This is a genomic window from Roseburia rectibacter, assembly GCF_014287515.2.
GTDB lineage: Bacteria > Bacillota > Clostridia > Lachnospirales > Lachnospiraceae > Roseburia > Roseburia rectibacter.
The window spans coordinates 3,751,656-3,763,994 of record NZ_CP092473.1 but is presented as its reverse complement, the minus strand read 5'-3'; the positions used below and the strand labels follow the sequence as shown (position 1 = coordinate 3,763,994).

The 12,339-nt window shown below is 41.4% G+C and carries 14 protein-coding genes and 1 riboswitch; of the genes, 6 read left to right on the top strand and 8 right to left on the bottom strand.

From position 1 onward, the window contains the following. The first annotated feature begins 54 nt into the window (after positions 1–54). From H8S51_RS17260 to ribH, 5 genes are all read left to right on the top strand, one after another. Positions 55–807: a CAP domain-containing protein gene (locus H8S51_RS17260; RefSeq protein ID WP_186899231.1), complete on the top strand. Its 753-nt coding sequence runs from the start codon at positions 55–57 to the stop codon at positions 805–807. Positions 808–861: 54 nt separating this feature from the next. Next, a riboswitch (FMN riboswitch) is annotated at positions 862–976 on the top strand. 177 nt (positions 977–1,153) lie between these two features. Further along, complete coding sequence (ribD, locus tag H8S51_RS17255) at positions 1,154–2,254, top strand: bifunctional diaminohydroxyphosphoribosylaminopyrimidine deaminase/5-amino-6-(5-phosphoribosylamino)uracil reductase RibD (protein ID WP_186899230.1); 1,101 nt, start codon at positions 1,154–1,156, stop codon at positions 2,252–2,254. A gap of 59 nt (positions 2,255–2,313) precedes the next feature. Continuing rightward, the gene (locus tag H8S51_RS17250; RefSeq protein WP_117920679.1) at positions 2,314–2,961 is read left to right on the top strand and encodes a riboflavin synthase; all 648 of its coding nucleotides are present in this window, start codon (positions 2,314–2,316) and stop codon (positions 2,959–2,961) included. A gap of 50 nt (positions 2,962–3,011) precedes the next feature. Continuing rightward, positions 3,012–4,214: a bifunctional 3,4-dihydroxy-2-butanone-4-phosphate synthase/GTP cyclohydrolase II gene (locus H8S51_RS17245; RefSeq protein WP_022112606.1), complete on the top strand. Its 1,203-nt coding sequence runs from the start codon at positions 3,012–3,014 to the stop codon at positions 4,212–4,214. 71 nt (positions 4,215–4,285) lie between these two features. Then, entirely contained in the window at positions 4,286–4,756 is a 471-nt protein-coding gene (gene ribH, locus H8S51_RS17240) for a 6,7-dimethyl-8-ribityllumazine synthase (protein ID WP_015522487.1), read from the top strand. A gap of 387 nt (positions 4,757–5,143) precedes the next feature. Here the strand turns inward: ribH and H8S51_RS17235 are convergent, their stop codons facing one another. The 8 genes from H8S51_RS17235 to H8S51_RS17200 all read right to left on the bottom strand — a co-directional run bounded on the left by H8S51_RS17235 (position 5,144) and on the right by H8S51_RS17200 (position 10,906). After that, complete coding sequence (locus H8S51_RS17235) at positions 5,144–5,794, bottom strand: hypothetical protein (RefSeq protein WP_186899229.1); 651 nt, start codon at positions 5,792–5,794, stop codon at positions 5,144–5,146. A gap of 54 nt (positions 5,795–5,848) precedes the next feature. Next, a complete protein-coding gene (locus tag H8S51_RS17230; protein WP_186899228.1) occupies positions 5,849–6,178 on the bottom strand; it encodes a hypothetical protein in 330 nt (109 codons plus the stop codon). 126 nt (positions 6,179–6,304) lie between these two features. Continuing rightward, positions 6,305–6,685, bottom strand: coding sequence for a hypothetical protein (locus H8S51_RS17225; RefSeq protein WP_186899227.1), 381 nt, complete (start codon positions 6,683–6,685; stop codon positions 6,305–6,307). A gap of 113 nt (positions 6,686–6,798) precedes the next feature. Continuing rightward, entirely contained in the window at positions 6,799–7,317 is a 519-nt protein-coding gene (locus H8S51_RS17220) for a ClbS/DfsB family four-helix bundle protein (RefSeq protein ID WP_118203934.1), read from the bottom strand. A 114-nt stretch (positions 7,318–7,431) separates the two neighbouring features. After that, the gene (locus H8S51_RS17215; protein WP_186899226.1) at positions 7,432–7,638 is read right to left on the bottom strand and encodes a DUF3791 domain-containing protein; all 207 of its coding nucleotides are present in this window, start codon (positions 7,636–7,638) and stop codon (positions 7,432–7,434) included. Next, entirely contained in the window at positions 7,635–8,105 is a 471-nt protein-coding gene (locus H8S51_RS17210) for a DUF3990 domain-containing protein (protein ID WP_186899225.1), read from the bottom strand. Before H8S51_RS17210 ends, H8S51_RS17215 begins: the two co-directional genes overlap by 4 nt. Further along, the gene (locus H8S51_RS17205) at positions 8,102–8,341 is read right to left on the bottom strand and encodes a DUF3791 domain-containing protein (RefSeq protein ID WP_186899224.1); all 240 of its coding nucleotides are present in this window, start codon (positions 8,339–8,341) and stop codon (positions 8,102–8,104) included. The genes H8S51_RS17210 and H8S51_RS17205 overlap by 4 nt, the downstream gene beginning before the upstream one ends. A 174-nt stretch (positions 8,342–8,515) precedes the next feature. Then, complete coding sequence (locus H8S51_RS17200) at positions 8,516–10,906, bottom strand: LTA synthase family protein (protein ID WP_186899223.1); 2,391 nt, start codon at positions 10,904–10,906, stop codon at positions 8,516–8,518. A gap of 386 nt (positions 10,907–11,292) precedes the next feature. Between H8S51_RS17200 and moaC the strand changes: the two genes are divergently transcribed. Further along, positions 11,293–11,772: a cyclic pyranopterin monophosphate synthase MoaC gene (gene moaC / locus H8S51_RS17195; protein WP_118210534.1), complete on the top strand. Its 480-nt coding sequence runs from the start codon at positions 11,293–11,295 to the stop codon at positions 11,770–11,772. The last annotated feature ends 567 nt before the right edge of the window (positions 11,773–12,339 follow it).

The following is a 12,339-nucleotide window of genomic DNA, read 5'->3' as shown; positions in this document are numbered from 1 at the left end:
GATTTTAATGGTGCTGTTTGCATCATAAATATAGTACGAAAGGAAGGATGAGGAATGAAAAGTGTAAAGAAAAAGATAACGGCAATGTTGATGGCAATTCTTCTTATATTTAGCGGGAGCATGATCGCAGTGGATGTTATGCAGCCAGTCACTGTTGCAGCGGCATCTGCTGTAAAGCTGAATAAAACGAGCCTGACGATGACAAAGGGAAAGACATATCAGCTTAAATTAAGACCGGCGCAGAAAAAAGTGAAATGGTCATCTTCAAAGAAAAAAGTAGTCAGCGTTTCAAAAAGTGGAAAACTGACTGCAAAAAAAGCAGGAAAAGCAACAATTACGGCAAAGGTCGGGAAAAAGAAATATACCTGCAAAGTAACGGTAAAAAATAAGCCGGCGGCTGTTCTGACAAAAGCAGATAAAGAGAAAGCAGAAGTTCTAAAGCTGATCAACAAGGAGAGAAAGGCGCAGGGAAAATCTTCTCTGAAAATGAATGATACCTTAAATGCTGCAGCAGATAAGCGGGCAAAAGAGCTTACACAGCTGTTTTCGCATACAAGACCAAACGGAGAGAGCTGTTTTTCTATTTTAAGTGAAAAGAAGTATCAGGTAAATTATCGCAGTGCAGGTGAAAATATTGCGGCAGGTTATACCGATGCAGCAGATGTTATGAATGGATGGATGAACTCACCGGGACATCGTGCTAATATTTTAAGCGATTCTTATGATCAGGTTGGAATCGGTTATTATTATGATGCGAATGCGCCATATCGTTATTATTGGGTGCAGATCTTTATGGGAAGCTGGTAAAAAAGTATTGACATTTTAAGAAAGAGTGTTATACTCGGACACATAAAAACAGAATATGATCTTCAGGGCAGGGTGAGATTCCCTACCGGTGGTATAGCCCACGAGCCGCAAGGCATGATTCGGTGTAACTCCGAAGCCGACAGTATAGTCTGGATGAAAGAAGATATGGATAAGCAGGATTGAAAGGATCGTTTTAAACGATCGGTAAGAATGCATACAAGGCTCTGGAATAGTTTTATTTCAGAGCCTTTTTGTTTGTGACAATAGAATTTCGCAGAGCGTGTATTCTATCGTCATGAATCAACAAAGATTGCAGATTCTGTCTTGCAGAAAGGGGAATGTATTCATGCAACAGGAAAGATATATGCGCCGTGCAATGGAACTTGCAGAACTCGGCAGAGGATGGACAAAGACAAATCCGGTGGTTGGTGCGGTTCTTGTAAAAGGGGACAGGATCATCGGGGAAGGCTATCATAAAAAATTTGGCGGACTTCACGCAGAGAGGGAAGCGCTGGCGGATTGCAGGAGCAGGGGAGAAGATCCGGCGGGAGCAGACCTTTATGTGACATTAGAACCGTGCTGTCATTACGGGAAAACGCCTCCATGTACACAGGCGATCATAGAAGCTGGCATCAGCCATGTGTTTGTCGGGGCGAAAGATATTAATCCACTTGTGGCGGGAGGAGGAATCCGGCAGTTAAGGGAGCAAGGCATCCTGTTGACGGAAGGAGTTTTACAGGAGGAATGTGAGTACCAAAATCGGGTATTTTTTCATTATATCCAGACAAAACTGCCCTATGTGCGGATGAAATATGCGATGACACTGGATGGAAAAATCGCATCGGCATCTGGAAAATCGCAATGGATCACCGGAGAGGCGGCAAGAGAACAGGTACACCGCATGCGGCATGAAATGACCGGAATCATGGTTGGGGCAGGCACGGTAATCGCGGATGATCCAATGTTAAACTGCCGTCTGCCGCAGACAAAAGACCCGGTCAGGATCGTTTGTGATACGACACTGCGGATACCGCTTAAGAGCCGTATCGTGCAGACCGCAGAGGAGCAGAAGACCATCATTGCAACCTGCTGCCAAGATGAAGCAAGGATCAGGGAATATCAGAAATATGCATGCCGGATCATAGTGACAGAGCGTGCGGATGGAAAAGTAGATTTAAAAGAACTGATGCGGCAGCTTGGAGCAGACGGGATCGAGAGTGTATTACTTGAGGGCGGTGCCATGCTGAACTGGTCGGCGTTAGAAGCCGGAATCGTCAATGAGGTGTATGCGTATGTGGCACCGAAACTGTTTGGCGGTGCAGATGCCAAAAGTCCGGTTGCAGGAATGGGCGTGGATCATCCCGATGATGCGTACCATCTGGTCAATCAGAGGATACAGCAGGTGGGGGAGGACATTCTGATCACCGGGGAGCTGAAAAATAAATGAGAGGGAAATAGATACATAAGGTTTGAACATACTGTAAAAAGGCAGGGAGGGGAGGAAATTTGTTTACAGGAATTGTGGAAGAGGTCGGAAGAATCATAACAGCGGACCGGAAAGGCAATTCTGCCAGACTGAAAATAGAGGCAGAAAAAGTATTGGAGGATATCAAAATTGGTGACAGCATTGCCGTCAACGGAATCTGTCTTACCGTGACATCTTTTGGAAAAAACTATTTTACCGCCGATGTGATGCACGAAACGCTGCGGAGGTCATCGATTGGAGAAGCAGCGTCAGGCAGCCCGGTGAATCTGGAGCGCGCGATGGCGGCGAACGGCAGATTTGGCGGTCACATCGTGACAGGACATATTGACGGAACCGGAACGATCTGTGAAGTCATATCAGATGAGATCGCGATTTATTATTCCATTAAAGCGCCTGAGAAGATCATGCACTACATTGTTGAAAAGGGTTCTGTCGCAGTGGATGGGATCAGCCTTACCATTGCAGAAACGACACAGACCACTTTTATGGTGTCTGTTATCCCACATACGGCGCAGTGTACGGTTTTGGCTCACAAAAAGGCGGGGGATAAGGTAAATCTGGAAAATGACTGTATCGGGAAGTATATAGAACATTTTTTGAACTGGAAGGAAGAAAAAATAACGGAGAGTAAGATCACGAAGGAGTTTTTATTTTCTAATGGATTTTGAAAACTCAGAAAAATCAAGTGAAAGTTCTTGTATAGAAAGGGAGAAGTATAATGAGAGAATTTGATACAGTGGAACAGGCATTAGAAGAATTGAAAAAAGGAAAGATCATTCTTGTGACAGATGATGAAGATCGTGAGAATGAAGGGGATTTTATCTGCGCGGCAGAGTTTGCAACGACAGAAAATCTGAATTTTATGGCAACACATGGAAAAGGACTGATCTGCATGCCGATGTCAAAGGAGATCTGTGAAAAATTAAGACTCCCGCAGATGGTGGCAGACAATACGGATAACCATGAGACCGCATTTACCGTATCGATCGATTATGTCGGCACAACGACTGGAATATCGGCGGAGGAACGCGGTATGACGGCAAGGCATTGCATCAGTGAGGATGCAAAACCGGAAGATTTTCGCAGACCGGGACACATGTTTCCACTGCTTGCAAAAAAGAATGGTGTGTTAGAACGTAACGGTCATACAGAAGCAACCGTTGACCTGATGCGTCTTGCCGGATTAAAAGAGTGTGGTTTATGCTGTGAGATTATGCGTGAGGACGGAACAATGATGCGTACAACAGAACTTATGGAACTGGCAGAAAAATGGAATATCTGTTTTATCACGATCGCGGCAATTCAGGAGTACCGCAAAAAACATGAGAAACTGGTAGAGTGCGCAGCAGTCGCAAAACTCCCGACAAAATATGGAGAATTTAAAGCGTATGGTTATCAGAATATTTTAAACGGGGAACATCATGTTGCGCTGGTAAAAGGTGAGATCGGAGACGGAGAGGATGTGCTGTGCCGTGTACACTCCGAGTGCCTGACGGGAGATGTATTCGGATCTCTGAGGTGTGACTGCGGGGAACAGCTTGCTGCGGCAATGGAACAGATCGAAAAAGAAGGCCGCGGAATCCTGCTTTATATGCGGCAGGAGGGAAGAGGCATCGGATTACTGAACAAGCTGCGCGCCTATACATTGCAGGAGGAAGGAATGGATACGTTAGAGGCGAACCTTGCGCTCGGTTTTGCGGGGGATGAGCGGGAGTATTACATCGGAGCACAGATTTTAAAAGATCTCGGTGTAAAAACGCTGCGGCTTCTGACCAATAACCCGGATAAAGTTTACCAACTGAAAGATTATGGCATGGAGATCAAAGAGCGCGTGCCGATCCAGATGAAGGCGACACCGTATGATCTGTTTTATCTGCGGACGAAACAGGAAAAGATGGGGCATATGCTTCGTTTTGAATAAGAGGATAAATATAATATTAAGTATCTATGGTGTCAACCTGACATCAACATTATAAAAAAGGAGATAAAAAAATGAACGTTTTAGAAGGAAAATTAACAGGAGCAGAGGATATTAAGATTGGGATCGTGGCAGCGAGGTTTAATGAATTTATCGTGTCAAGACTGATCGGGGGTGCACTTGACGGGTTGAAGCGTCATGATGTACCGGAGGAGCAGATTGATCTGGCATGGGTGCCGGGAGCGTTTGAGATACCGGTGATCGCAGAGAAGATGGCGGCAAGTGGAAAGTATGATGCAGTGATCTGCCTTGGGGCAGTGATACGCGGGGCAACGAGCCATTATGATTATGTGTGCAATGAAGTTTCCAAAGGGATTGCAAGCGTTTCCTTACAGAGCAAAATTCCGGTTATGTTTGGCGTTCTCACGACAGATAATATTGAACAGGCAATCGAGCGTGCCGGAAGCAAGGCGGGAAATAAGGGATATGAATGCGCTGTGGGTGCGATCGAGATGGTGAACCTGATGCGTGTAATGAAGAAGTAAAGAAGAGCCCAGGCGGTGCCAGATGTTTCTGGATTCTAAGCTGCCTTAAAAATGGTTCGTTCCCGGATTCTAATACCTAAAAAGGGAGCATCCCAAAGTTTGTGTAAACCTCCAAACTGATGTAAGATAAAATTACTCAGTTTGGAGGTTATTTTTATGGCAAGAAGAAAAGACAGCCCAAAAACTCCTGTATAATGCAGATATGGGCAGAATCCGGAAAATCGGCTCTGCCCATTTGTAACTATTCACAAATCTTATATCAGTTTTTAGCGTTTACACAAAACTTGAAACGGTCTCGGGGCTGTCGCACTATCTGATTAAAATCAGCAGTGTCTCAGCTCCTTTTTTATAGATTTTTTCTATATCTTGAATGATTGCAAAACTGTATTACTGACTCAAGGTTCGAACCACATCCTTATATCGTTCCGATTTGCTTACTTTATCCTCTTTTGTGACACCGTAATATCTGTATATATCTTTATAGATACTCTGAAAGTTTTTAACCACCTTTTTATTTCCACCAGCCCCACCGCCAATATATGCATATTTTTTTTCGATAACAATATACATGGTATCATTGATATCATCAAATGCTTTTTTGAATTTATGAAAGTCAATATCAAATTCTGTCGAAGGGATTTCCATTGCCCTCTGCATTCGATCCTCGCTTTGCCTGATATAAGCCTCCACATCTTTTGGCGATTCGCTCTTTAATTTAGGACAGGCAGTAGATTCTCCTAATAATTCTGGAGCATATTGAATGATAAAAGAGGCTCTCATCTGCTGATATTCTTCTGGAAATTCTTCAGCATCCTTATCGACTTCAGCAAACCCATATCTATTTACGATATACTCTATTACTTCATCCAAACTATGACCTTCACATGAAAGGGTTTTATCCACATAGAACCGCTTAATTTTATTTTTTGCTCTTTGAATTTTCTGTTTTAGAGTAAGTTTTGCATTTTTCTTAAAAAAAATGGAGGTCGGTCCATCGGCTCCTCCAATAACAGAAACTGCGCTCGCGCTTTTTTTCATAAACACCTGTCCTATTCAAAATAAAATTTATCATCCTAATAAACTGGAAGTTTTCTATTGTTCTTTATACTTCCTTTCAATGCACAAACTATAAACCGCCATGATTACTATTGTTTCTATCATTACACCCAATACTGACAGTAAAATAAACGGAGAATTCTGTCCTGAAAGCAGCGGCAATCCCAATGCAATCAAAATCACTCCATAAATAACAAACAACTTACCAACAGCACGATTGTAACCCGCGATATCATTTATAGATATAGGTTTTATGTTTGCCCAAAAGCCAACCACTTTTCTTGAAAAATATGCGCTTATTCCAAGCCCAATGATAATAACGCCACCAATCGCCCATATAACAAACCCTATAATATTTCCCATCATAATATCCCTCCCAACAAAACCCGTCCCGCTAATTAGTTTTATTATAGCATATCTATGAGCCTATTCTACTCTAATATTATTTTTTGTATATTACCAGTTCGTCAAACATGAAGTTGTCGCTTTACTTTACTTCTGTTGCGTCTTAACCAAAATGCATTCGGTTACAAGTGCCATCGTTATCAAGGCTCCCACAAAGGTGAAATAACTCAATCCATACACCAACGGCAAAAGAGAAATAACTGTTGTAATAATTGAAAGAACAAACATAGAATTGAAAACTCCATTTTTCTTTAATGAAATCAACGACAGCAACAAGATAACAACAGTAAGTACGGCTGTAATAAGTGGAGCAAAATTTGCATAGCCAAACGGTATTGGACTAAAGTATGAGAATGTTTCTTTTACTCTTTCTGTCGGAGATGGAGCAAAAGTACAAACTGCCCCCAGCGGCAATATTTCTAACGCTATTGTTATAGCTGGCAAAACTACTAAATTGATTTTCTTCATGTTCTGTACCTCTTTCGTAAATACCGAGTTGTTAAACTCTTTCTCTGTTCCATCTTCTTGCCCTTCGGACAAGAAGTATCCCTCGCTCTAAAGAGCTCGGTCAATTCAGATTTTTATAGTACAATCTTTTTCCATTTCCTAATCTTAGTTCTGAAAGTTCCGAACGGAGCAACCGTATTAACATGTATAAACTTGTATACTTCCCAGACCGCTGTTTTGGTTGCTTCATCGGCCCACTTTCTCATATGTGGCTCGAATAACTCTTCATCGCTTAATGAGTCAATGATTTCATAAATCGAATTAATATTCTCATTCAGCATGTCTTTCAGCTCCTGAAGCGAAAGATGAGCATATGTATCTGTAAACCATTGATATAATTCGCCAAGCTGATTCCACTTAAAATTATCTGAAGGAGTCTTGACATGAAGACCTTTTCTTTCATCAGATTCCCATTTAATAACAAGCGTTGTCCAGCCAACCTGATAAGCAAGATTTTCTGCCGGAGTTCTGTCAACTTCCTCAACTCTCTTATCTTTTAATGATTCTGGAATAATATCGAATTCTGAAATGTACTTTGCAAAACTTTTATTTATCTCGTTCTTAAGTTCATCTTTATTCTCGTATGTTCTCAAAATACTCCTCCTCGGTTCTATGTCCCTTATTTCAGCAGTAAAACGCTATTCCGCTTTAGGTTCAAAGTCCATCCGACCGATGGATTTGATCAGGAAGCTCAAGATTCCGAAAGCTTATTTGTTATATTCCTGTTCTAATTCATCCGCTAAATATGCATCACTCATGCAGTGCATATCCGATACGCCGTCCCGCATCAGCTGATAAACCTCAGAATTGTAGAAAAAGGCCAATGCCTCATCTAATGAAAGACCCTGCTGTTTTGAAAAACGCTCGATGACACGACTATATTTTTTCTGAAGTAAAATCGGATTTGCCTTCATACTCTTTCACTCCCTTCAAAATGTAGCAAAGATAGTGCTTTTTCTGTGCGAAAACAACTTTGCAGATTCGGCTTTTCATATCTCAACCGATTGATAGCCTCTGCTTTATCAATCAATCCGTCAAAAAACAATTCCACAGTATTAAATACCTTATCATTAGCAACACCACCAAGCACAAGGTCATAATCTGTCATATCTTTTCCGCTACGACAATTCAGAATAAAATCAAGCCATTCCTCGGAATAGGAGTCAAATTTCAAAACTTTCAGTTCAGATTCTCGGCTCTCATCATATTCATATTTTGAAATAATACCGTCTTTTCCTCGGCGTTTGAATTTTCCACACCATTTTACAGCCTGTTCATACAACGGCGTGACATAAAAGCCTCTCCCAAAGTCTACGTTATGACGGGAATGAATCAAATCAGGCTGTGCGATTCCTAAAAAAGAACCATGGTAAAGAATCATACTTCCACCCCCTTTTCTCCCATCACATCAAGGAGGTCATCTACAATATATTCCCGGCTCTGCGTATGCAAAATTTCATATTCTGGCACAATATAACCGTTAAGAATATCGCTCTTTTCGGTAAATGCCTGATAAACGCGTTCCGCATCCACCCCTAACTTTGCCGCAACATTTTCAATGCAGAATATAGCAAATTCAAGTTCATTAGAATTTTTTATCTTCTCATCTGCTACCATACACACACCTCCTCATATTACATAATGCACTATACTTCTTTACAAACAACGATTTATTGATTCCATTTTAACACAGGACATAATGTAATCAAAATTATTTTGCAAAAAAACAAGCCCAATAGCAGCATCTTGCCACATATCGGACTTGTCTGTTATTTTGATTTTTTAATAAAGCTATCTGCCAAGTGTGTCAGAGATATTTTCGGAAGATTTCACTTCCGTGCTTTCAGAGGATTTCACTTCTGTACTTTCAGAGGATTTTACCTCAGTGTTCTCAGACGATTTCACTTCAGTACTCTCAGACGATTTTACCTCCGTATTTTCGGAAGATTTCACCTCCGTATCTTCGGAAGATTTCACTTCCGTGCTTTCAGAAGATTTCATATCTGTCTTTTCCGAAGAAGGCATGTTCAGATTCCATGTGGATGCAGGGACTGGTACTTCAGTTGTCTCGGTCGGATTTTCCGTCTCTGTCTCATGGATCACATCTGGATCTTCATAAACAACCTCATCAACTCCGGTACGAAGAAGGATCCCCTTTGAACCGAGAATATTTACGCTGATCGTATCTCCATCTTTTACGTTATCGAGACTGGTTGTAACAAGTGCAGAAGAAATGTAGTTGGTAGGAACTTTCTCGCCATTTACAAAGATCTTTGTATTCTTGGTAAATCTTGAACCGTACACAGCAAAAATATTGCGGTCAGAATTTTTGCGGAGATTGGAAATCGTAACATCCTCCACATCCATCTGAAGGTCAGTAGCAGGATAGGGATCCTCGCCGCTGTAAGTATATCTTTTGCCGTAAAGTAAATCATACTGCAGATTCTCAAGACCATTTAAGTATGTCTCGGAATTGCGCTGTGTCTGATGGTAATTAAACATGGTTCCTTCGTGGATACCTGCCTGATCTGTGATCTGGGAAAGAAGCTGGTAAGCGGTCAGATCAGCATCTTCTTTCGGAAGTCCCATATTATTCCAGGTGATATATTTTGTCTTGAAAATATCACCGGATTTCATATCAGAATCAGAAAGTCCCATGGTCGGAAGATGATCGCCGAACATTACGACGATGGTATCCTCACCACGACGGTCAACAGCGGAGATCAGATCGCCGATGAAATCATCTACCTCATGGATCATATTTACGTAATATTCCCACTGATTGTTTGATTCTTCTGTTGCTGCGCCGGTAACTTTGATTGCCGGATCAGTTAAAATCTTTTCGGTCGGGTAATCACCGTGGCCTTCTACGGTGATCGTATATACAAAATCGGACTGATCTTTTGTGGAATCCAAGGCTTTTACAGTTTCCTGAACCAGTACATCATCCGTTGGCCAGTTGCCGTTTGGTGTGTACTGTGTGATGTTCATCAGCTCTTTACTGGTAAATGTGTCAAATCCCATCATGGAGAAAGCATTGTTTCTGCTGTAAAAAGTAGCTGTATTATTGTGAACTACATGTGTTCCGTAACCGATCTTTGATAAGTCAGATGCAATACTTTCGCAGTCTGTCTGTTTTAAAATGGTTTTGTAAGGATATTCACCGGTTCCGAAATACTGCATGCTCATGCCGGTTAAAACTTCAAACTCTGTGTTTGCGGTACCTGCGCCGACAACCGGAACGGTAAGATATCCGGTCGAGTAGTTACTCTCTAAATTATGGAAATTCGGAATCGGATCTTCGGACATATTTAAAAAGTTTACTTCGTAAGGATCTGTAAATGACTCTAACAGGACACAAATGATATTTGGTTCGCTGTCTTTTGAAACTGTTGTCTGTTCCTTGGAAGAATTGACCAGAGTTTCAATCGCGTCGACAGTTTCCTCAGAATAATCATCCGGTTTGCTCATACCACGGCCAACCACGCTGGTGGAGAAACCGTATACAAAACCATAATCAGCATAACCCTGGGCAATGTTGGAAAAATAGGAAGCAAGGATGTTAGAACCCTGTGCAGCCTGTGTTGTGATCGGAAGTCCTACTAAAAGTAAGGCAGCAATCGCAACTGGTCCTAATACAAAATGACGTTTTCCCTGATATTTTGGCCCTTTTGCAAAAAAGAAACCTAAAAATACAAAAAATGCAACAACAACACCGACTACAAGAGTTGCCTCTTCTGCGGTAAAATAGTTTGTATTCTGCATTGCGAACAGGTCAGAGATACATTTTAGATCGGTGTAGCTGAAAGGTGTGACACGGTTTGAAAGGATCAGACCGTTGATTGTACCAAGAAACAGCCATAAACCACTGATCAGTACACGTAGCTGCGCCCTGCACCGGAACAGGTATACGATCGAGAGCGATGCAAATACGATAAATGCATTGTAAAGGTATGCAAGTGTGTGATTATGTAAGAAAGAGATGGTTGAAAGAAAATCTCTTCTTGAAATCACTTCGATCGCAAATGTCAGCATGCATGCTAAGATAAAATGAAATACTAATGAGTACTTGTTTAAAAATGCTATCATTTTATAATATTTTTCGCCGTGTGGCTTTTTCTTTGGTAATTTTGAACGGATAAGAGAAATCTTATCAAGACAAAGATGTAATTTTTCTTTCATGGTGACCTCCCAAAGTTTCGTATAATATCAAACTGTCTATCTTTAAATGGAAATGCTGTTGTTTTTGGTATTTTGTAAAAGGTACGTAAACCCTGTGTAAAAATATTATTTTTGACACTAAGAGAATATATCGCTTCTCAGGTAAAAAATCAATCGGAAAGATGAATAAAAAAGAATGAACAATCTGTGTTTTTCTATTGAATATGAATAAAAAATGAACAAAATATGTCCAAAACAGGTAAAAACAGGAAGAAAATTGGGATTGCAAGTGTGCAAATCTCCTATATAATAAGGAAAGAAGGTAATCAGATAAGCCCCAGATATTATAAAGTGCTGTCTGCACAGGCATATCAGGAAAATGTTGCGTCGGGAAAGGAGAGCCACATATGGGAGAGTTTACTCATTTTAATAAGGAAGGAAATGCGATCATGGTGGATGTTCATGCCAAGGATGATACCTACCGTGTGGCAGTGGCAGCCGGAAAGATATATGTCAATGAGGAGGTGTATGCGGCAATCAAGGGACATACCGCAAAAAAAGGAGATGTTCTTGGGGTGGCGCGCATTGCAGGAATCATGGCAGCAAAGAAAAATTCGGAACTGATCCCCCTATGTCATATCATTGCACTGACAGACTGTGAAGTCAGCTTTAAGATGCATGATGAGGAAAGTGCTATTGAGGCAATCTGTAAGACCTCCTGTATCGGAAAGACAGGTGTTGAGATGGAGGCGATGACAGGGGTGAGTGTGACACTTCTGACCATTTACGATATGTGCAAGGCGATGGACCGTGGGATGCGGATCACCGACATTCATTTGCTGGAAAAGGATGGTGGCAAGAGTGGACATTATGTCTGTGAAAAATAAGATTGGTGCCCGCCAAATGATGGTTTGTTTATGAAATAAATCGCCCGTCCAAATGGTGTTTCATAGGCTTGTGAATGGCATCTTGCGCAAAGCCGAAGTAATTTTTGTTCCGTTGTACGAAAATAAGAAAAGTCTAGGTATGCCTGATTTAGGTTTTCTCGGAGTGACGTGACCGGCAACAACGAGTCATCCATGACTCGATGCTGCCTTGTTCTGCCATCCGTGGCAGAACATCACTGTGTATCTACAGGCACACTAAGATTTTCTAATTTTCTCCCAAAGTCACAAAATCAGCTCCGACTTTGCGCAAGATGCCAGCCGTCAGGTTATGAACACCATTTGGGTGGGCGGTTCATCTCAAAACTGGGGGCGTAGGTGCGAATTTTTGATATTCGCTTGAATGAAAATATGCTTAAAATGCTAATGTGCTGTATCATTAATATTCATCCTAAGGAATTGCTAGAATTTTTATCTGCTGCATTGCATAATACGGATTACTTGGCAAATTGCCAGACCAAATAACACAGAATATTTTTTCAAATGTGTATGGCAATAAAGACACAAAAC